At 48.6% G+C, this 21,967-nt stretch carries 16 protein-coding genes and 1 pseudogene; 7 read left to right on the plus strand and 10 right to left on the minus strand.

Annotated features, from left to right (window positions below):
- The 3 genes and pseudogenes from QZV76_RS06880 to QZV76_RS06890 form a co-directional block, all read right to left on the minus strand.
- On the minus strand, positions 1-1,258 hold a 1,258-nt coding region (locus QZV76_RS06880), incomplete at its 3' end, for a DNA repair helicase XPB (protein WP_290599256.1).
- Positions 1,259-1,294: 36 nt separating this feature from the next.
- Complete coding sequence (locus QZV76_RS06885) at positions 1,295-3,562, minus strand: helicase-associated domain-containing protein (protein ID WP_290599258.1); 2,268 nt, start codon at positions 3,560-3,562, stop codon at positions 1,295-1,297.
- 921 nt (positions 3,563-4,483) lie between these two features.
- Positions 4,484-4,882: pseudogene (locus QZV76_RS06890) on the minus strand (transglycosylase family protein); the annotation flags it as partial.
- 477 nt (positions 4,883-5,359) lie between these two features.
- Between QZV76_RS06890 and QZV76_RS06895 the strand changes: the two are divergent.
- Positions 5,360-5,773 (plus strand): cold-shock protein, encoded by a 414-nt coding sequence (locus QZV76_RS06895; protein WP_290599259.1) that lies wholly within the window; start codon positions 5,360-5,362, stop codon positions 5,771-5,773.
- A 99-nt stretch (positions 5,774-5,872) separates the two neighbouring features.
- Complete coding sequence (locus QZV76_RS06900) at positions 5,873-6,661, plus strand: DUF3027 domain-containing protein (RefSeq protein WP_290599260.1); 789 nt, start codon at positions 5,873-5,875, stop codon at positions 6,659-6,661.
- Between the two features lies 1 nt (position 6,662).
- Here QZV76_RS06900 and QZV76_RS06905 read toward each other — a convergent pair whose 3' ends face one another.
- The gene (locus QZV76_RS06905) at positions 6,663-6,989 is read right to left on the minus strand and encodes a DUF2530 domain-containing protein (protein ID WP_290599261.1); all 327 of its coding nucleotides are present in this window, start codon (positions 6,987-6,989) and stop codon (positions 6,663-6,665) included.
- A gap of 135 nt (positions 6,990-7,124) precedes the next feature.
- On the opposite strand from QZV76_RS06905, the gene QZV76_RS06910 reads away from it, so the two are divergent.
- Positions 7,125-7,955 (plus strand): RNA methyltransferase, encoded by an 831-nt coding sequence (locus tag QZV76_RS06910; protein ID WP_290599263.1) that lies wholly within the window; start codon positions 7,125-7,127, stop codon positions 7,953-7,955.
- A 9-nt stretch (positions 7,956-7,964) separates the two neighbouring features.
- Here the strand turns inward: QZV76_RS06910 and QZV76_RS06915 are convergent, their stop codons facing one another.
- The 3 genes from QZV76_RS06915 to serC all read right to left on the minus strand — a co-directional run bounded on the left by QZV76_RS06915 (position 7,965) and on the right by serC (position 11,395).
- Complete coding sequence (locus tag QZV76_RS06915) at positions 7,965-8,969, minus strand: hypothetical protein (protein ID WP_290599265.1); 1,005 nt, start codon at positions 8,967-8,969, stop codon at positions 7,965-7,967.
- Complete coding sequence (gene sepH, locus QZV76_RS06920; protein ID WP_290599267.1) at positions 8,959-10,107, minus strand: septation protein SepH; 1,149 nt, start codon at positions 10,105-10,107, stop codon at positions 8,959-8,961. The genes QZV76_RS06915 and sepH overlap by 11 nt, the downstream gene beginning before the upstream one ends.
- 166 nt (positions 10,108-10,273) lie before the next feature.
- The gene (gene serC, locus QZV76_RS06925) at positions 10,274-11,395 is read right to left on the minus strand and encodes a phosphoserine transaminase (RefSeq protein ID WP_290599268.1); all 1,122 of its coding nucleotides are present in this window, start codon (positions 11,393-11,395) and stop codon (positions 10,274-10,276) included.
- Positions 11,396-11,678: 283 nt separating this feature from the next.
- Between serC and QZV76_RS06930 the strand changes: the two genes are divergently transcribed.
- Positions 11,679-12,716 (plus strand): hypothetical protein, encoded by a 1,038-nt coding sequence (locus QZV76_RS06930; protein WP_290599269.1) that lies wholly within the window; start codon positions 11,679-11,681, stop codon positions 12,714-12,716.
- A gap of 166 nt (positions 12,717-12,882) precedes the next feature.
- A complete protein-coding gene (locus QZV76_RS06935; RefSeq protein ID WP_290599275.1) occupies positions 12,883-14,160 on the plus strand; it encodes a citrate synthase in 1,278 nt (425 codons plus the stop codon).
- Positions 14,161-14,165: 5 nt separating this feature from the next.
- Here the strand turns inward: QZV76_RS06935 and QZV76_RS06940 are convergent, their stop codons facing one another.
- On the minus strand, positions 14,166-15,569 hold the full coding sequence (locus QZV76_RS06940; RefSeq protein WP_290599270.1) for an alpha/beta fold hydrolase: 1,404 nt from the start codon (positions 15,567-15,569) through the stop codon (positions 14,166-14,168).
- A 746-nt stretch (positions 15,570-16,315) separates the two neighbouring features.
- Positions 16,316-18,001, minus strand: a complete 1,686-nt coding sequence (locus tag QZV76_RS06945) for an alpha/beta fold hydrolase (RefSeq protein WP_290599271.1) — start codon at positions 17,999-18,001, stop codon at positions 16,316-16,318.
- A 318-nt stretch (positions 18,002-18,319) separates the two neighbouring features.
- Here QZV76_RS06945 and QZV76_RS06950 point away from each other — a divergent pair, with 318 nt between their 5' ends.
- Positions 18,320-19,171: an aldo/keto reductase gene (locus tag QZV76_RS06950; protein ID WP_290599272.1), complete on the plus strand. Its 852-nt coding sequence runs from the start codon at positions 18,320-18,322 to the stop codon at positions 19,169-19,171.
- Between the two features lie 122 nt (positions 19,172-19,293).
- Positions 19,294-20,094 carry an enoyl-CoA hydratase gene (locus QZV76_RS06955; protein WP_290599273.1) on the plus strand — a complete coding sequence of 267 codons (801 nt, stop codon included), beginning with the start codon at positions 19,294-19,296 and terminating at the stop codon, positions 20,092-20,094.
- Positions 20,095-20,284: 190 nt separating this feature from the next.
- Here QZV76_RS06955 and QZV76_RS06960 read toward each other — a convergent pair whose 3' ends face one another.
- Positions 20,285-21,907, minus strand: a complete 1,623-nt coding sequence (locus tag QZV76_RS06960; RefSeq protein WP_290599274.1) for a threonine/serine exporter ThrE family protein — start codon at positions 21,905-21,907, stop codon at positions 20,285-20,287.
- Between the last annotated feature and the right edge of the window lie 60 nt (positions 21,908-21,967).

Genomic DNA, 21,967 nt, shown 5'->3' on the forward strand with positions numbered 1-21,967 from the left:
AGGCGCCAATGACAAGAGTAGGTTCGTTATGGTGGTGGGAGATGAGTTCCGCAACAACGTTGTCTTTGGATACGGCTGTGGCGCAGCGCTTATACATTTCTTCACGCTCCGAAGTCGCGTACGTCATACGTTCTTCCTCGGTGAGTGCTACGCGCACTTCGGTGCATTCAGCTGTGGCAATCCACCCTTGGGATTCCAGGTCTTTCCACGGCATGTCGAAGCGTTTCGGCCCGATGAGGGTAAAAACATCATTCTCACGGCCGTCTTCACGCACTAATGTGGCGGTGAGGCCTAAGCGGCGGCGGGACTGTAGATCGGCTGTCAGACGGAAGACAGGGGCGGGAAGTAGGTGGACTTCGTCATAGATGATGAGTCCCCAATCGCGGGAATCGAACAACTCCATTGCCCGATAGACACCCTTTGTTTTACGGGTAACCACCTGGTAGGTGGCGATGGTGATAGGACGAATTTCTTTATGCTCCCCGGAGTATTCGCCAATCTCATCTTCAGTAAGTGTGGTGCGTTGTAGTAGTTCACGCTTCCATTGACGGCCAGCCACAGTGGAGTTGACAAGAATAAGAGTTGTCTTCTGGGCGCGCACCATGGTTTCAATACCGACGATAGTTTTACCGGCACCGCAGGGAAGTACTACTACGCCAGAACCACCGGCCCAGGCTGTTTCTGCCGCCCACTTTTGGTAGTCGCGAGGTTCCCAGGTGATGTGTTCCTGGCTGCGTGCAATGGGGTGTGCCTCGCCATCGACATAGCCTGCTAAGTCTTCTGCGGGCCAGCCTATTTTGATGAGCTCCTGTTTGAGATGGCCGCGTTCAGAGGGGTGTACCGTGATCGTGTCTGGACCCACTGACTGCCCTAGTAAGGGTTTTATTTTCTTGTGACGGATGACTTCTGCAAGTACCGCTGGGTCGGTAGAGACAAGTACTAAACCGTGTGCAGGGTCATTAACAAGGTGGAGACGGCCATAGCGTTCCATCGTTTCTGCAATAGCAATAAGAAGTTGCTGAGGGACAGGGTAACGAGAATAGCGTACTAGTGTGTCCACTACTTGTTCAGCATCGTGGCCGGCTGCACGCGCATTCCAGAGGGCCAAGGGGGTAATCCGATACGTGTGGATATGCTCGGGGGCACGTTCCAATTCTGCGAAAGGCGCTATCGCTCGTCTGACCTCGTCGGCTTGTGGATGATCGACTTCAAGCAGCATAGTGTTGTCAGACTGAACAATGAGTGGACCATCAGTCATGTGGAAACTCCTCGGCTAAATATGGCGATGAAATTACTATGAGTCGTTAGAAATAATGCTGGCAGAACGAATCTTGTGCAGAGCAAAACGATAAGGCTGGTGTGTAGCGACATCGACGGCATCCAACATGCCTTCGGACATTCTGCGTGGCAGTAAACGTATCTGTGCTTTGACGCCGGTACCTTTGATGAAGCCCAAGATAACTTCCTGATGTTTGTTAATAGCGTCATGGAGAAGCGGAATGATAGTATCCCCCGTCATGACTGGACCGCTATGACGGCTATTTTCCGTGGCAGCGTGTAGTTGGCTAGCGATTTCCTCTGCATGGGTAGGTGATAGTTGTGATTCTTGTGCGAGGGACGTTAGGGGAGTATCCGCAGGTACTAGACTGGCGTAGCAGTTATCTAGAGTTGGTCGTGGACGATGCTGGCGAAGAGAGAGGACGCAACCGTGACTGTCCTCCAGAATAGGACTAAGCCCTGTATCTTGTAACGCTGAATGAAGTTCACGCGGAGTAACATCCGCAATAGCAACTGTGGGGGCGATGAGGCGTAAACCGCAGTTCTGTAATGCAGGTGATGCCAATACACTACGGATAAGTGCGGGATCATCCGAGTGAACAACGGATAAAGCGGGGGCTACGCGTAGCGCACCATGTCGGCGGGCAGCGTCATCAATGAGGTAGCTCAATGATTGCGGAACCTCAATATGGGAGAGGTCGTGCAAAAAGTTGTGAATGTCAGTAGCCGTTAACCCAGTGTCTAGTGCGTGTCGAATGCTTTCCTCACTGATACGGTAGACCGTCGCCATCCCCGGGGATTCAACTGTGGCGATACGCCGCATAATGTCTGTGTGCTGGGGGGAAAGAAACCCTGGTACCACGATAGTGTGGTCATCCTGAATCAGGATAGATGTTGTTTCAGCGGGAATAGCAGAGCCGATAGCAGTGGAGACATCTCCAGTAAGGAGCGCACGTCCCACCTGCGTAAGCGTGCACGAGTGCAGAATGCCAAGTATCTCAGCGGTATGTATAGTGTCCTCGAAAGCAGCACCCCCCGCTAGCGCTGGAATGAGAGGTTCGCACCAGTGGGTGAGTGCAGCAACGTCAGCTTCGCTAGCGGTGAGAATATCTGCAGGCCAGATAGCGAGATTCTCGAGGATCTGGTGACGGAGTAGTCGAAGATGTCCGTCTCCTGCCTCTGGGTTGAGGACAATGGCACGTTCATGCGGAGTACCCGACCAAGGACGAGAACTGTACCACCAGGTGCGGAGGAGAAGTTCCCATTGTTCTGCGGGGGTGCTGGCAAGGAATGTATCGGCATTGGCAGTGGTGATCCAGTTACCCTCTTCAGCAAGGTCTTCTTCGATAATGCTAAGCGCTGCAAGAGCTTCTACACCCACCACAATCTGTGCGGTGGGAAGATTTGTAGTATTTGTGAGTCTGCGGAGTTCGCGTTGCCCTATGCCACCATCGGCAAGAGCGTGTAGAGGCTGTGTATCGATGGTGTCGATGAGCTCACGCACGGTATGAAGAAAAAATGCATAGTTATCGATACCCGTTGCTGGCTCTTCCGCAGTATTATGCGCTGTACGAGTAAGAACGGTATTAACGCTCTGCGGCTGCGGACAGTTAAGTGGATTACTCACCGCTGAAGCTACGGAATGATGCAAGGCACAATAGATATCTTCGGGAAGAAGAACTGTGTCCTCCGAAGTACCGTCACGGCGGAGGAGATCCTTCGATAAAAGTTGGTAGAGAGGATGGTCTGGCCCAGCTTCACGCAAGGCAGTAGTGGTGCCACGACGGCCAGATTCTGCCAGAGTCTCTAGGACATGCCGTTGATTATCCGGTAAGCGCGCAATATCGGTGCGGAGTGCTGCACAATCTCTTAGAGGCGGATTATCTGCTAAATCGAGTGGCAGGTGTGGGAGAACTTCTGCAAGACCTGGTGCAGGCAGATAAGCGTCATTACTGGTCGGGTAGAGAAGTGCATAATTCACTAGGGTAGAGAGAATTTCCTCTATTTCTGTGGTGGAGAGGAAAGAGAGGAGACTGCCCTTTTTAAGAGACGTTACTGATAACTCGGTTGTGCTGCAGGTAAGTACGTTGAGGGTATAAAGCTGTGGACGGTTAAGATTGCCTAACGCGCGGCGGTAGGAGCGCTGCTGCGTTAGCCGGGTGGAGAGTACAACCAGACTAGTGGGCGGCGGCACAGCAACATCGGGACGTAGGCTAAGAAGCGTCGCAAGGCTTTCTGTAGAGAGAGAACTTAACCATGTATCCCAACTGGTATGCGTACTCAAATCCATCCTTCCAGCTTACCGCTAACGCAATACAAAGAGACCCCCTCGGGTTTCTCTCCACGACCGTGTTAGTGCCATGTATAACGCTGCGTATAACGCTATACACGAACTGTCTATAAACATTGTGGCCAGCTAGCTTCTTTGACTAGCTGGCCACAACACTGTTTGTTTTTAACGATGGAGTGCAGAGAGGGGGAGAATAGGAAGAATATTATTCTTCTTATCTTTCCTGTGCATTTTTGACGCAAGAGAATCTTTTAGAGGTGCTTTATTGTTCTGCTTGTCCTTTGTGGCTGTGGAGGAAGCACTACCAGTTTTTGTTTTCTTGGTGTTCTGAGCATTCTTGGTGCTCTTGTTATTCTTGCTGCCGTTACTGCTCTTGCTATTCTTTCCGGTCTTATTGCTCTTACTGTTATTGCTACCGGTTTTGGATACAGCGGAAGAACTCTTCGAAACTGTACGAGAGTTATCGGCGCTGGATCCGATAACAGGAGTGGCACCATTAGTAGCAGCGTTGAGTTTAGTAGACGGATCGTGCAGTTTATCTTCGATTCCGCCATCGCCTTCTACAATTTTGGCAGCAGAATGATTGACCTTGGTGTAGGCAGGATCGATTTTCTTTACTACCGCGTTATCAGACTCTTTACTGATCTTGCGGATAGGCTTAATTACTTTATTAGTAATGCCTTTATCCACTTTATCGATAGCTTTGTTGGCTTTATCTTGGTTGATAGGGAGACCAAGATTGGAAGCAGTTTCCACCATCATGCCCGCATTTTCTACGGTCTTGTAGTGGATGAAGTTATTCTCACGTTCGCGGCGTTGCGCTTCACGTCGTTGTGCTTCGCGGCGAAGTTGCGCTGCACGGCGTTTCTGTTCGGCAATGCGTTTTTTACGAGCAATATCTGCCGGAGACTCAGGATTTCGGGGAGTAGGGCCACTACTCAATCCAAGTGAAGAAGAGCATGCTGGCCAGGCACCCCAGCCCTGAGCTGCCAGCACACGTTCGGCGATAGCAATTTGTTGTTCACGGCTAGCTAAGTCGGCACGTGGAGCGTATTTGGTGCCACCATTAGCGGACCAGGTACTTTGGCTAAATTGCAAGCCACCGTAATAGCCATTACCAGTATTAATGTGCCAATTTCCTCCTGACTCGCATTGAGCAAGACGATCCCAATCAGAATAGGGGGCGGCGGAAACGAGCGGAGAAGAGATGACACCCACGGCAAGGGCGGTAGCACCAGATAGTGCAATTGAGGAGAAAGCTTTTTTAAAAATAGCAGTTCCAGAGTGGCGTCCTTGTGCAGAATGTGCACCCATTAGGTTCCTTTTCCAAACAAATGCGCCAGGCACTCTTCTTGCTGAAATGCGGAGAGAAGTGCGATTAATACTATGTATCGCGTGGTGCCTGTTCCCATCCTTGTTCGCTGTTCAGGGGGCAGCGCTCTCAATAGGCAGGGGATGGGACATACATCCTGGCTATTGGAGTAGTTAACAGAACTATGGGTAAAAGAATACAGTTTTGTACCCGAATCGTCATATAAATGAAATAAAAAGTAGACCGTCTTTACAGTGTTAAATGCTGAAATTTTTAGAGAAATACCTGGTAAAAGTATTATTGAAACGATTCAGAAAATATTTTTAAATCTTATAATGTGAGAAAATTAGTAACATATAGTGGTAAAAGATATCTTTGCTATCACTTTCATATACGTGATGCAGAATCGGTACACTGTATAGACTGCAATAAAACAAACATATAACCGTGTGCACATAAAGGAAGGAGATGCACGGATTATGCCTCATGGCAAAGTGAAGTGGTATGACCCGGAGAAGGGGTTTGGCTTCATTACCCAGGATGAGGGTGAAGACGTATATGTTCGTGCTTCTGTTCTTCCTGATGATGTTACTGAATTAAAACCAGGACAGCGTGTAGATATGGACATTGCGGCGGGACGTCGCGGTCCGCAAGCACTGCGTTTAGAAATCCTCGCACCGGCGCCGTCAGTTTCCGCAAACCAGCGTAAACAACGCCGCCAGACAGCACACCGTCATACCCCAGACGAACTTCACGGCATGATTGAAGACATGATTACGCTGATGGAATCTACAGTGCAACCAGAACTTCGTAAAGGTCGTTACCCGGATCGAAAAACCGCACAGCATATTTCTGAAATCGTTCGCGCCGTTGCCCGAGAGCTTGATCGCTAACCAATATCCCAGGCCCGTCGTCTCGCACATGAAGCTGTTGAGATCTATTACTGATACAGAACGTGTAGAACAATCTTGAAAGAGTGACACAATAAAACTGTGAGTGACGATATCGCAAAGATTGATACTTCGGAGAAGACAGATTCACTAGTAACTCCAGAAGCTGAGAAAATAGCCCGTCATGCTATTGCTGACCTCAATGCGGGGAATGCCGGTGAATTATTAGGAGTATTGAGAGAAGATCCTCATTCCATTACCTACCGCTTTTCTGCGGATATACGAGGCTACCGAGGATGGGAATGGCATGTTGTTCTTTCTGGAGACACTGAGCATCCTACCCTTAACGAATTAGCCTTAATACCTGGTGATAAAGCACTCCTTGCACCACCCTGGATTCCGTGGGAAGAGCGTTTACAGCCTGGTGATCTTTCCGATAACGATATTCTTCCTGTTGCCGATAATGATCCGCGACTTGTCCCCGGTTACATGGACTCCGGGGATGCGGAACTCGATGACGCTGCCATGCCCATAGGCTACGGGCGTGAGAGAGTACTGAGTCCTGAAGGAAGAGACGAAGCAGCAACCCGATGGGAAAAAAGTGAATACGGGCCGCAGAGTAACCGTGCGAAAAGAGCACCGGCACACTGTGAATCCTGTGGTTTTTATGCACCACTAGCAGGCGCACTAAAAGCCAGTTTTGGAGTGTGCACTAATAAGCTGTCCGCAGATGGCCATGTTGTTCATGCGCATTACGGTTGTGGTGCTCACTCAAGCATTAGAGAAGATTTTTCTGCAGTTCAACCCGCTGCCATGTACTTTGACGATGCAGAATTTGACGTAGTTACTGTAGCCGCTAATCAAGAGACTGATAAAGAAGAACAACAGTAGATCACTGCAATGAGCAGTTGTCATCCTGTGCATGAGGCACTTCTATGGTGACATAGTCTGCTGCCGCATCACCATAGCGTCCAACATCAGGAAGTGACGTTTGCGCGGTACTGTCGCCGCGACGCAACGCCCTTCTTTGATAGAGGAAAAGCACGTAAATACCCAGACCGATAGCGATACCCCAAACAGCTGTCCACATAGCAGTGGTTTTTACACCCACAATAAGCAGCGTCATTAAACACACTATCCATGCCCCAATACCTGATAGCAGCACAGGACGTGGATCAATGAGCTTAGCTGGTAACGCTTGAATGGTACGCTTCTTCATTATTCTCGTGATACCTCTTGAATCGTTCTTCCTTCTAACAGTACCGAAAACGATTCGGTTTGTATCTTCGTCTAGGAACAGTGAAGTATTAAAACATCAGTCTTCCGGGGAGAATAGACAAGAGAGCAGACAAGTATGGTAAAAATCGTTCCTGTTGATAACCCCTCTGATCCACGTATTGCTGGTTTTCGTGATCTCAACCACGCAGAGAAGCGGAGAGACCATGAAGGGCCAGATGGGGTAGTCATCGGCGAGGGATCATTTGTTATCGATCGCATGCTGGATTCATACTGCCCTCCCACTCAGTTCTTAGGGACAGATGTTGGCCTAGATAGGCTCATCGCTATGCCAGATTATGCGAGGATTGCCAACAATACTGTTTTTTATAAGGCATCAGCTGATGTTATTTCAGAGTGCGTGGGATTCCACTTTAATCGTCATATCTTTGCATTAGCGCCACGCCCTACCCCACGTTCCGTTAGTGATGTACTGTCACACGAACCCCGTACGCTCGTTGCCTTAGAAGGGCTGAATGACCATGCTAATATTGGTAGCATTTTTCGTAATGCAGCTGCACTGAATGTTGGGGGAGTCCTTATTGGAGCTGGTTGTGCAGATCCGTTATATCGACGGTCAGTACGCGTCTCCATGGGCCATGTCTTACGAGTGCCCTTTGCTGTGTGCGAAGGTGGGCCAAATGATTGGCAAGAACAGACGTTTGAACAACTACATGCAGCGGGATATCGCATCCTCGCACTCACTCCAGCACATGACGCACAGTTCTTATCCAATGCAGCAGATGGAGATAAAGTCGCATTTCTCGTTGGTGCTGAAGGCCCCGGACTACGGCGAAAAACGATGCGCTTGGCAGACGCACGAGTACAAATACCAATGCAGTTAGGAGTAGATTCTCTTAACGTCGCAACATCAGCGGCCGTAGCCTTCTACGAGCGGATACGGAACTAACGTTAGGTGCTAGTCTTCCTTGGTACCCTCGGTACTTTCTTCATGAAGTATGCTGCCATCGTTGCTGTCGCTAGCATTGCCGTCACTGTCTGCGGATGCGTGGGTAGTTGTCGACTTTCCAGTACACCAACGCTTAAAACGAGTCCAACAACTCTCTTTGTGGTGTGTATCGCCTAGCGAATTTGCGTCTATGTGAGCGTCAACGCTGGTGGCATTGTCGCTATTAGTGTCAACAGAACCATCGATGTCGTCAGTGACGGCACCTGTAGCCTCTTCTAGCTCAGCCGCAATCAATTCATCGGGAGAAGTTCCTTCTCCTATCTCCGGAGAATTGGCTGTAAGTGCATCCCCAGAAGAAATTCTTTCGACGGGACGGGCTTCTGGACGTCCATCAATAGCAAAACCATTAACGAGAATGGTGAGATCGTGAGCGCGAGGTTCAAAACCTAACCATGTCGTATAAAGGGTGAGCAGTATATCCCCAGGGAGGAACGGCAAGGGAATTGCACAAGTAGAGTCGAGTTGAGTACTGCTGGGTGGAGGGCATTCACCACTCCAGTAAGGGGTCTCGACTTTAAGCGGTAGCCCTTTATCCTCCAGAATTTCGCAGGTTGTCGCGGTGAAAGCACGTTCTAATTTACCGTGATGCCAATGTGCAAAACCTGCGAAAGCGCCAGATGGCCCCTGTGCAAATGCGTATATATTGTCTGCGGCGTCAGGTTGTATCCACTCGGGGACAAGATCAAGCATGCTTGTTAGTGGAATAGCTGCAGTTTGTAGAACTGTCACTCCTGGATAAACACCCACATACACTTCAGTATGTCCAGCTGGTGCAGAGCGTGTTAAAGGAAAAATTCCAAGAGGGGTAACAGGACGGGTAGGGAAGAGACCAGCAACTAACTGTAAACCGTACTCAGTATCCGGTTGCGGATTGGAAGCAAGGACAGCGTGAGCATTGGGAGCTGAAACAAACCAGATTGTTACAACAGCTCGCTCCGCAGAATCAGTTGTCATTTTGTTGACCTCTAACGCCTAGTAGAACATCTTCCCAAGAAGGCATAGTGGGGTGTTTCTGCTTCTTATGAGAGGAATGATGAGAGTCATCATCCTTTTTAGCAGTATCTTTTCTAGTGGCAGCACGTGAAAGAGGAAGAGGCTTTATAGGAGGCTGCTTTTCAGAACGGTTTTCAGAGTGAGTAGCGGACTCGTTTTTACGCTCAGAAAACTGTCGAATATTGTCCAGAGTGAGCTGCTCAGTAGGTGCGTCGGCAGGCGTCGTACGCTCTGACATTATGCTGTCAGAGGTATCAGTATCCGCAGAGCCGTCAAAAGAACGAACTGGCTGCGGCGTAGTGGGAGTAGTGAAATCCTCCATATCTATAGTTACGGATTTCACGTATCCGGGTGTTCGCTTCTGTACGCTTTCTGGACGTGAACTGTCCGGTATACCAGCAGCATCACGTTGTGCAGCGACTGCTAATTTTTGTCTATCTTCTTGAGATGTTTGCGAATTTCGCAGTCGGGCTACCCCAAGATTAGAGATAGGTGCAACAGTGCTAAGTCGATGGGGAGAAAAATCGGGATCCGTTAGCTCGCTAGCGGTTTCATCGATAGGACTAGTGACGGCATAGGAACGATCCTGTTGGAAACGCCAGTGTGCAGTGTTATCGGCGTGTCTTTCTTCCCACCGTAACTCAATAATCCAGTGGCCGTCAGCAGTTTTCCAGGAATCCCAACTGCCATCGTGATAATCGATACCGCGTGCGCTTAAGGCTGTATGAATAGCCATGGCTAAAGTAATGTCGGAGGGGCCATCGGCTAAAACAGGATGAGATTCTTGGGCTCGGCGCACCATGTTGGCGCGTTCCATGAGGATTGGGCGAGCTAAATTCTCAAGCCGAGATCTTTGCATACCTGCTTTATCGGCTAATTCATCAGTTGACGCGCCAGCGCGAATAAGCTCCTGGATCTCCGACGGTCGCATGGTATTAGATTTCTCTACCGTAACTTGGCACATGCCGGGAACGTCACCACGAGCGGCAGCCCGTAATTGTTCATCAGCGACAATGGAGAACTCATCGTCGTTAGTGGAGTCGCGTAGGATGATTTTATTTTCGTTTGCGTTATAACCAGCTACGTGTAGCTCTCGCATAGATAACACCTCCACTGGTTAGGTATGAGTTCTTTACAACAACTTTAGCGGAAGAGACCAGTGTTATTGGGGAGGAACAGCATAAAAACCGTGGAGGGACAGCATTTGTCAGCCCTTCCACGGTTTTTATGAACCTATTGGTATTTATTTACCGAAATTATGAGTCCTAGAGATGCTCAACGACGTAGTCAATGCATCGGGTGAGTTGGCTGACATCTTCGGGATCGATAGCCGGGAACATACCAATGCGGAGCTGGTTACGTCCTAGCTTGCGGTAAGGCTCAGTGTCTAGTACGCCGTTAGCTCGCAGTGTTTTCGCAACAGCGGCGGCATCAACATCATCATTGAAGTCGATAGTGCCAACAACGAGCGAACGTAGCGCAGGATCGGTAACGAACGGATGAGCAAACTCGCTCTTCTCTGCCCATTCGTAGAGGCGAGTAGAAGAATCAGTTGTACGACCCACAGTAAAGTCGAGACCGCCATTACTATTCATCCACTCAATCTGGTTAGCCAGCATGAGGAGAGTAGCTACCGCAGGAGTGTTATATGTCTGATTCTTGCGGGAGTTATTGAGTGCAGTTTTAAGATCAAGGAATCCCGGAATAAAGCGGCCACTTGCAGAAATTTCTTCAATGCGCTCAGTAGCAGCAGGGCTCATGAGTGCTAGCCACAGGCCACCATCGGAGCCGTAGCACTTTTGCGGGGAGAAATAGTAGCAGTCAGCGTCGGCAATGTTAACGGGGAGTCCGCCGGAACCGGACGTAGCATCAATAGCGATGAGGGCGTTCTCGGACCCCTTCGGGCGTTCCACCCCGAGCATAACGCCAGTTGAGGTTTCATTATGTGCCCAACCAATGAGGTCGCAGCTTTCATCGGCGACAGGGGTAGGGGCGGAGCCAGGCTCGGATGAAACAACCACAGGGTCTTTCAACCAAGGGGCTTTTTTCGCAGCGGTAGCGAATTTAGAAGAGAACTCTCCGCATGTGAGGTGGAGTGAACGTTCCCGGATAAGACCGAATGTAGCAGCGTCCCAAAAAGCAGTAGCACCACCAATACCGAGGAGCACTTCATAGCCTTCGGGGGCTTGGAAGAGGTCGAGAAGCCCTTCTTGGATACGCTTCACAACATTTTTCACAGCTGGCTGGCGATGACTGGTACCCATGATGGAAGTACCTGCATCGATTATTGAGTCGAGTTGCGTTTTGCGAACCTTTGATGGTCCGCAGCCAAAGCGCCCATCGGTGGGGAGAAGATCAGCGGGAATAGTGATCGTAGCGTCGCTCATTATTGTCCTTTGTGATTTCATAGAGAGGATTGTCTTGGCATAGCAGTATGCAGGACTTCCAAGAGAAACTATCTCGATTGTAGCCGTCATAAAGTGAGGAATGGAACTATCAACGCTAGTGCTTAGTGCAACTCAGCGAGGCGTTATTTATTATTCTCAGATCGCGTTCATAGATTCCTAAAAATAGATATTCTTATGAATGAGCCGAGACAGTGAATTCTCATGAATGAATTCTTCCGTGTCTTGGCCTTCGTATCAGCGCGATTTACTAAGAAGAAGACTGATGACCAACTCTTTCAACAATAAGATTTTGTCAGAACGTGATGAGCACTTGGCTTCTGGACGCACAATAGCTTTGGAAACAAAACACTACCGAGCATATATCGATCGTCGGGGTGCAGCTTTACAAGGACTCCAGTGGACTCTGGACGATAATACAGACGTTCCTCTGACGGAATCTTACGGAAAAGAGTCTCCTTTTACGTGCGGTCAAGCTCTTATTCCCTGGCCCAATCGTATTGCCGATGGACAGTTTTTGTTCGAAAACACTTCTGTTGCCATAAAAAAGAATGAACCAGCGCTGCGCAATGCTATCCATGGCCTAGCAACAGATGAACTGTGGAACGTTGTAGAAAAGGCCCACGATGGAAGTTCTGTAACACTCGGTTTTCACTATGATCCGTCCATGCAGAAGTCTTCACAGGGCTGGCCGTGGGAATTCTCCGCGCATGTTCGATATACGCTATCGGCAGATGGACTTACCGTAACAACATCAGTGAAAAACAATTCTGGTAGCACAATGCCCTGGGGATACGGAGCGCACCCTTATATTACTGCTGGTCATGCAGCATTGAACCAGTGTGTTTTCCACGCGAATGTAGATGATTGGTGGGTAACCGATGACCGTCTTTTACCTACTGGACAACATTTCCCAGTAGGCAAAGGAGTCCCAGCGATCAATGAGACCACTAGCATGAAAGACGTATGGTTCGATACTCCTTTTACAGTGTCGAAAGAAACTCCAGTTGTAGATGGCTGGCGTGAATTAGCGCGCTTGACCGGACAAGTAGAAGATGGTCGATGCATCAGCGTAGTGATGGATGCGGATACGAAGTTCACGTGGTTGCAGATTTTTACCACCGGTGAAAAAACTGTGATGTTTCCTGGAAAAGAAACGGGAGAGGGACGTGCGTTAGCTGTTGAGCCAATGACATGCCCTCCCAATGCAATGGTGACTGGTCAGGATCTTATTGTCCTGGCACCTTCGGCTGAATGGTCTGCACAATGGCGTCTGCATGGAGAGCTGTCATCAAGATCTTAAGAACACTGAGAATGTGTAAGTAAAAGAGAATCGCAGATTATTTAAATAACAAGGCGGTATCCTTAGATCTATAGCTGTATGAGAGGTGTTCTCAACAGTGGGAGCTATACTCCCGAGCCGCAGAACGAAAGGAAAGCGTGTGAATCAGGAGCAAAACCCCAGCGATATGGCTAAGTTGGTTCTTCCTAACGGCGATATTGATCTGCCTATTGTGCACGCTACTGAAGGTTATGACGGCGTCCAACTAGGCGCCCTTCTCAAAGAGACGGGAACGATCACCCTCGATAATGGCTACGTCAATACAGGTTCTTGTGAATCCTGCATTACATATATTGACGGCGATAAGGGAATCCTGCGTTACCGTGGTTATCCCATTGAAGAGCTTGCCGAAAAAGCAACTTTTATGGAAGTGGCATATCTTCTTATCCACGGCCACCTGCCCAATTTTACGGAACTTGAAGATTTCCGTATGAGCATCAAATACAACACTGAGCTGGATTGGGATTTCCGTAAATTCTATGAAGCTATCCCACGGTGGGGTCACCCTATGCCGTCGATGGCAGCCGCCGTCAATCTCCTATCCTGCTACAACCAGGATTGTCTCGATCCGCATAATCCAGGAGAAGTCGAGAAAGCTACACGTGTGCTTCTCGGTCAGGTGCCCATGCTGACCGCGGACATTTACCGTCATCTGCATGGCATGGCGCCAATGTATCCGCGCCATGAATACACCCTCGTGGAGAATTTCCTCCGCATGATGTTTGGTTCCCCCTCCCAGGAATATGAACTTGACCCAGAGCTTGTCCATACAATGGAAGTGCTTCTTATCCTGCATGCTGACCATGAACAGAACTGTTCTACTTCTACAGTTCGCATGGTTGGTTCTTCGAAAGCTAATCTCTTCGTTTCGGTTGCTGCGGGCATTGATGCTCTTTATGGTCCTCTGCACGGTGGTGCCAACCAGGCAGTGCTAGAGATGTTGGAGGGTATTCGCGATTCCGGTGGGGACGCTCACGACTATATGGAGCGGGTTAAGAATAAAGAAGACGGTGTACGCTTGATGGGCTTTGGCCACCGCGTATACAAGAATTACGATCCACGTGCCGCCATCGTGAAAAAGCATGCGCACCGCGTCATTGACGTATTAGGTGGTGATGAGCTGCTCGATATTGCTCTTGCTCTTGAGGATAAAGCCCTCGCTGACGATTACTTCGTTGAACGCCGCCTCTACCCAAACGTAGATTTCTACACTGGGCTGATCTACCGTGCTATGGGATTTCCCACGCAAATGTTTACACCACTCTTTGTTTTTGGACGTTTGCCAGGCTGGATTGCCCAGTGGCGTGAACAAAACAGCAACCCGCACAGCAAGATTGGGCGCCCTCGTCAGGTATACAAAGGCGAGACGGAACGCGCCTACGTACCATTGGAAGACCGTCAATAAGACAGCTACTGCAGGTTTACTGCGGTATAGGGCAAACTGGTGCGTGTAACGATAGGCTCTTTGAGATAATAGTTATTAACTAATTTCCGAGCTTCGGGATTATCATATGCATAGATAATATGGTCTCCGCCTTCAGTTTTGATGAAGTATGCGTTCATTTCTTGAGCCATTTTTCGGCCACCGGCATAGGGTGTTTGCGTGTCGTAAATAGATTGCAACACCACAGGGCGGTTTTTAAGGAAAGTCCCCACCACTTTTACAGGCTTAGTGGATGGCGTGATACCAAGACACGTTATGCCAGATGACATGACGAGATCTTGTAAGGTGAACGCATCTGCACCTGCAAAATAAGCAGCACTTCCTATAAGAAAATTTAGTGGCGCAGGCTTAGTCGTATTTTCATTGCATACTATGGCTTTAAAAACGTTGGAAGATATGAGGTTCTCTACCTTTTCGTCGTCTGTGAGAGGTTGGGGATTCGGGTTTTGCATGTAGACGGCTACTTGTGGCCAATATGATCGGCTTGTAAGCGCAGTACCCGTTATCTCCCAAAGATTATGGGAGTATTCCGCAGTGGGGATTTCCCATGCGTGGATGGCGCGTTCGATGCGGTCGACGATTGGTCGAGCGAGGTTGTGGCCGGTGAGGTAGAGCTGAATATTGTGTTTAAATTCAGGTGGGACGTCTCCGATTTGTGCAGGTGGTGCGCTTATTCGGGGAGCAGCGGGACCGTGTAGTTCTTGTTCGATGATGCGGTACCACCTGGTGTACACCTTGAGGGGTGTATCGCCCAGATGATAGAGATCATCGTGGGCGGCTAGGAAATCGAACATTTCGTACATACGGCGTCGCTGTAGATTCCCATGTCCGCTGAGGTTATCTAACCAAATTCCGGTGGGGTCGACGGCTGAGTCGAGGACAAGACGGTCGGTGTGTTGGGGGAATAGTGTGGCGTATACGGCGCCAAGCCAGGTGCCGTAAGAAGCACCGTAGAAATTGATCTTTTGCTGGCCGAGATATTGGCGCGCCATATCAAAATCACGAGCAGTGTTTTCAGTTGTAATGTGCGCAAATAGCTCTTTGTAGTCTTTCTGTTCTTTTATACCCGCATGAGACATTGTCTTGGAGGTAGTCGCAGAATCTTGTAGCAGTAGTGGGGTAGCGTGTTCTAGTCCTCGAGGTTGTACAGCAATAAGATCGAAATTGCGGTGGAGGGGAGTGGAGGAACCATTGTGAATCAGCCAAGTCCAGAGATTAAGAGCAGATTGTCCAGGCCCGCCAGGGTTGATAAGGATAACTCCGCGGGAATGTTCAGTCGCTTTAATTCGCGACATCATGATGGTGATCTTTTTATCGTCAGGTTTGCCGTAATCTAGAGGAACTTTGAAGGTGGTACACTGCATGCTCATTGGCGGAGTATTTGTGGTGATATCAGCAGGACATGTAGTCCAGTGGAGAGAATCGCCTGGTTTTTCGGCAGCGTAAACGGTTGTTGTAGAAGGCGAGACGCAAAGTCCTAAAGCGAGAACTGTACTTGTTAACAGTGTGAGACTTTTGTGGTTTGTGCGCGGAGCAAACATGCAGCGCACCTTTCTAAAGAAAGAAAATCTCTGTCCAGCCACTGACAGATCTAAAAATCAGTGAAGATGTGTAACGACTCGGCGAGGATGACGAATAATATCAGTTGACTCCATTCTACCAGCGTAAAAAGGTCCGCGGAGAGTACTGAACTACTTAATGGACAGAGTTCTTTGGGGGATAGCATGGGGTGAGTGAGGTCTATTTGTTATACGGAGAAATTTCGGCAAAGTGTTTCGCTTAGTTCCGTAGAGATATATCATTATTGTATGCGCACGTAATAATGTGTTGCTACAGACGAGTGAAGGACATAGACATGGCTAATTGTAAAGTTTGTGGCCCAGAATGTACCTGCACTGACTCATGCACATGCTGTGCAGAAGGACGTTGCGGGAAAAATGAATGCGGCCCAGAATGCACCTGCGACTGCCACAAGAAGACCGCATAATAATCAGCAGTATCACTAGAATGAACTCCATCTTGTAGTGAAGGTACTAAAGAGGGGGTGAGAGAAACAAAGGTTCCTCTCACCCCCTCTTCTTTATAGAACGTCATTCACCGTTAGTGTTCGTTTACACTAATGCTCATCTACCCTGGCATAAGGCAGTTTCGTACGCGTAACAATAGGCTTTCTGAGATAGTAATTATTGACTAGCTCCCACGCCTCAGGATTATCGTACACGTACACACCGTGATCTCCGCCGTCAGCTTTAACGAAATAAGCGTTCATAGCGTGAGCCATTTTTTGTCCACCTGCGTAGGGTGTTTGCGTATCATAGATAGATTGCAGCACTACGGGGCGGTTTTTAAGGAAAGCCCCTGTGACGTTTATTGGTTTAGTGTTTGGTCTAGTACCAAGACACATGATGCCCGATGATGCAATGAGATTTTTCAATGTAAAAATATCCGCACCCATAAAATAGGCAATACCAGTAGCAGGAAGATTAAGTGGTTTTGGCACCGTCGCATTTTCATTACATGTTACTGCTCTAAAAACATTATCAGAGACGGATTTTTCTTCCTTTTCCTCCTTTGTTAGAGGCTTAGGCTGCGGGTTTTGCATATAGGCAGCAACTTGTGACCAATACGTGCGGCTTGTAAAGGCAAGACCTGTAATCTCCCAAAGATTGTGCTCATTTTTTTCATTGGGCGCTTCCCATGCGTGGAGTGCACGTTCGATGCGGTCTACTAGAGGCCGGGCTAGGTTATATCCAGTGAGGTAAAGCTGAATATTGCGTTTAAATTGCGGTGGGACGTCTCCGATTTGTGCAGGTGGGGCACCGATTCGAGGGGTAGTGGGGCCTTGCATCTCCCGTCCAATAATGCGGTACCACTTGGTATACACCTTGAGGGGAGTATCACCGAGATGATAAAGATTATCGCGGGCGGCAAAGAAATCGAACATCTCGTACATGCGGCGTCGTTGCATGTCACCTTGGCTGCCGAAGTTATCCATCCAGATTCCGGTGGGGTCAACAGCTGAATCAAGAACTAGGCGATCAATATGCTCGGGGAATAGCGTAGCGTACACCGCACCGAGCCAGGTTCCGTAGGAAGCACCATAGAAATTAATTGTGTGCTGGCCAAGATATTGACGAGCCATATCAAAGTCACGAGCAGTGTTCTCAGTCGTGACATGTTCAAATAACTCTTTATAATCCTTTACGCACTTTTGGTATTCCTTTGACGCAACGTCAGAGGTTTTAGAAGTAATTTTCTTACGAAGATTATGGCTACGATCAGTAATATCGTTAATAGTTTTTGTGATAGTCCCGAGATCTTTGTCTTTAGTATTTTTGTTGTTATCAGCTATGTCGGGGTTAACGCAGTGTCGTAGCGGAGTAGCGTGTTCAAGTCCCCGCGGCTGTACAGCAATAAGGTCAAAATTGTGGTGAAGGGGAATAGCAGAGCCAGTACGGAGCATCCAAGACCACAGATTAAGTCCGGATCCTCCGGGGCCACCCGGGTTGTTCAAAATAACCCCGCGGGCGCGTCCTGTCGCCTTAATTCGCGACATCATGATGGTGATTTTTTTCCCCGTGGGATTTTTATAGTCCAAGGGAACTTTGAACGTAGAACACTGCATATTCCATCGTGATGAGCGTTTAGCAGCATCCTTAGGACAGGGTGCCCATATTAAGGTGTCGCCTGGTTTTTCCGCAGCATGAGCAACTGTGGGAAGGGGAGAAGTGAGAAACCCTAGAAGGAGAGCCGTGCTTGTTAGCAAAGTAAGACCTTTGCGATTGACACAAGCGAAAGCCATATAGCGCCTTTCTATGCGAAGAAGAAATTTTTCTCTGCCTCTTTCTCTCTCACCACTAAGGTTTTCCTACAGAAAAAGAGAGACAGATCGATACTCGTTATTGGCTTGGCTACGCACTGATCATGATAGTGATATTGAATTTTCATGATGTCTCTGGACAAGACGATAAGTGGGACATAACCATGTTTCACTCTACCAGTGAGAAGAAAGATTACGCTTTCGCAGCTAGCGTGAGCAGCAGGAGGCTGTATCACAAAACACAAGTACGAAAACAGATTCTTTCCCAAAACAATTAGTGCAGAAGACTAGAATTTAGATATGTCTTCTAGTCAGTTTGCCCAGATTCCCGAAGTTATACTCAACGATCAAACTTTGATTCCACAATTGGGGTTTGGTACCTATAAAGTTCCTTCAGAGGACGCCTACCACGTTGTTTCTGAGGCTCTGGAAGTAGGTTACCGGTTGATTGATACTGCCGCGTTTTACGGCAATGAAGAAGGCGTAGGGCGAGCTATTCGGGATTCCGGTATTCCTCGTAACGAAATCTACGTCACTACTAAACTATGGAATACCGAACAAGGAAAAGATAAGACAACTGCTGCTTTTCATGCTTCCCTCGAGCGATTAGGCCTGGATTACATTGATCTTTATCTCATTCATTGGCCACAGCCAAAGGTCGATAAATATTTAGAGACGTGGGAAGAGATGATAACGCTGCGGGACACAGATGAGCTTCGCAGTATAGGTGTTTCCAACTTTACAAAGAGCACTCTTGAACGCATTATCTCAGAAACTGGAGTTAGCCCAGTACTTAACCAGATTGAACTCCATCCTGGTTTTTCCCAGTCAGATATGCGCGAATGGAATAGTTCTTTAGGTATACGTACGCAAGCTTGGAGTCCTTTGGCACGAGGTGCGGCTCTCGATGCTGCACCAATTGCGTCACTTGCTGAGAAATATGGCAAGTCTCCGGCTCAGATTGTGCTTCGGTGGCATATACAAATGGGTAATTTAGTTATTCCTAAGGCTATGCATCGAAGCTATATGCAGGAGAATTTCACTATTTTTGATTTCTGGCTGACAGATGAAGAGCTAGCGTCAATAACTAGTCTCGATAGATTTGACGGAAGAATGAGCAAGGACCCAGACGAGTTCAATAGTGATCTGTAGACTGAAGGACAAGGACGCTATGCACAGTACGCACAATATGCACAGCGTGCACTGTGATCCTTTCCTGTCTGGTCAGTATCGGCGGTAGTAAAAGGTTAAGGACGAAGAGAGGTATCTCACGCGTGGACACTACAGTTGAGTTTCGTATTGACGGTGAAGTCATCAATCCTGACGTTGAAAATCGTCCCATCCTAGTTGAGATTTTTAGCAATGCGCGCATAGCTAAAATGACTCTTCGCAGCCCTGAACGCCGTAATGCACTGAATGCGGATCTAAGCCGAGGCATTCAGTTAGCTGTAGAGAGAGTAGAACATGAGGGCTGCCGCAGTCTCGTCATTACAGGTACGGGGGAAGTATTTTGTGCTGGTGCAGATTTAACCGGCGGTGTTTTTTCCTCCGGATTCGCTAACCAAAACGTTGCAATGCTACGCACCATTGAACGATCGAAGCTCATCATTGTCGCTTATGTGAATGGTGCAGCTATCGGAGCTGGTGCACAGCTAGCAATGGCGTGTGATCTTCGTGTCGCTGATGCAGAAGCATATTTCGCTCTTCCCGTTGCGAAGATGGGTTTTGCACTGGACAATTGGACAGTCCGACGCCTTGAATCTTTAGTAGGTGGAGGCTTTGCCCGCACTATTCTCTACACTGGCGACCCATTCCATGCCCAAGAATCTGCTTCACATGGATTAGTCAACAAAATTGGTACTGTTGATGATGCTTTAGCGTGGGCACAAGAGATTGCTACATACGCGCCGCTTACCTTGCACCATCTCAAGTTGGTCTTTAACAATGATTCAGCACAGCAGCAACCAACTCCAATACAAGCTGCTGCCGCAAAGACGGCATGGATAAGTGAGGATCTTAAAGAAGCTCGTCGAGCTTTCGCAGAAGGACGCCGTCCACGTTTCCGCGGCATATAGAGACGCTGCCACATCAGTATAAATTCTTGTTGATGTCGTAACCGTTTTTACATAACTGTCAACGTACAGTGCATAACTCTAGAAACACATAATGGAGATGAGTATAGCGTTGGGGAGGTACCACAGTGGTACCTCCCCAACGCTATATATGTCATATATGGTTTGCTAAACCCACCCCGCCAGGGCACCGCTAGTCTCGGAATCGGGATATAGCGTGCTGAGTTGGGCCGGTCTGCTCTTCTTTAATCTTGTGAGCATCGTGGCGAGCAGCCGTATGGATAGCCTTCTTGGCAGCTCTATGAGCAGCTCGCATACCCAATATGGCCCGCTGCGTACGGCCTATAAGGTTACCGCGGTGGAACTGCGGATGGCGACGGTCATACAGCCATTCTGGATCGGTGAGCATACGGGCAATAGCGAGACCTGCACCAATACCAACAACAACGAGTGATGCATCCATGAGGTTACGGGATGCCAGGCCAATATCACCAGTATTGAGGAAGTAAATGAATCGGTACATTGATGTACCGGGGATCATAATGACGGAGCTTGGTACGGAAAGCGTAATGCGGGGAAGACGCATAGGTGGTGCAATAACAGAAGCAACAAGACCAATGAAGAGAGCACCAATGAAAGCTCCGAACTGTAGGGGAAGATCAAGCCCCACAATGCTGCGATCAATAAGAATGAACTTAATAAGGTTTCCGGTTGCACCGGTGGCAGCAGAGAGAAGAACCATTCGGTGGGAACAGTTGAAGAGTACAGCGAATCCGGAGATACCGACGAAAGACGCAACCCATACATAAAGTGGCCACCATTCGGCGCCGAACCTCACGACATAAGGATTACCAATTTGTGGAAGAGGCTGTAGACCAGTGGCCAGTGTAACGATCCACACTGCACCAGTAGCAGCAGCTAAAAGAGAAACAACATAGGTAAACCGCTGAATACCGGCGCTAAAATCGAGCTTCGCCAAATCTAAAAGGCTGGTGAACATGGGGAAGCCAGGAATAAGGAATAATACCGACGCCACAAAACCAGCACTCACTGGTGCAAAACCAGCATTGGCAGAGTTATAGATAAAACCTGGTACTAATTTCGCGGTGATGGATACACACACAAGGTAAATGAGTGAAGCAACGGTTGCGGAGAGAGCCGCTACACCCATTTGGTTCCAGCCACGACCGCTTAGATGACGGCGTGTCATCTGGCCGAGAGTTGCCCCGATGAGAACAAAAAGAAGTGCTTCAGGCGGGAATTTATTGAGAACCGCGAATGCTGCGCAAGCAAAACCGGAAGCTAGACCATTGGCCCACACTCCGTAGAGCGGCTTACCACCTTTGACAACATGATCAATACGATCATTGAGATCAGCATTGGTAATACCGTGAGAGATATCGCGGGAGATTCTTTCGAGTGCTTCAATACGAGAAGCATTAACGCCAATGGCAGGCGCTTCACTGACGAGAGTACGGCAGTCATCCTTGCCATACGCCGTGACGGTAACATTTGTGAGAGTCACAGAGGCATCAAAACGATCGATGCCTAGTGCGAAAGCGGCACGCTGCATAGCCCGTTTGACTCGATATCCACCTGTACCTGATGCCAGCAACAAGGAACCAAGACGAATAACAGTAGTGGTACGCTCTGCCAGCGTCGATGGGTCATCGGTTTTGTGCCGTTTCTCCATGGGTGCATCGATAGTTTCTGCTACTGCATCTTCGACGGCATTGTGTACTGTCGCAGCGATAACTGCAGAAGTATCGAGAAGATCATCAGGAGTCGCATTGTGCGCAGAATCTTGACTAGTCACATTCACATTATGACTGTTAGAGCGCTAAATGTGAATTTATAGGCCCCACCATTATCTGTA

The organism is Lawsonella sp., assembly GCF_011525565.1.
Taxonomy (GTDB): Bacteria; Actinomycetota; Actinomycetes; order Mycobacteriales; family Mycobacteriaceae; genus Lawsonella; species Lawsonella clevelandensis_A.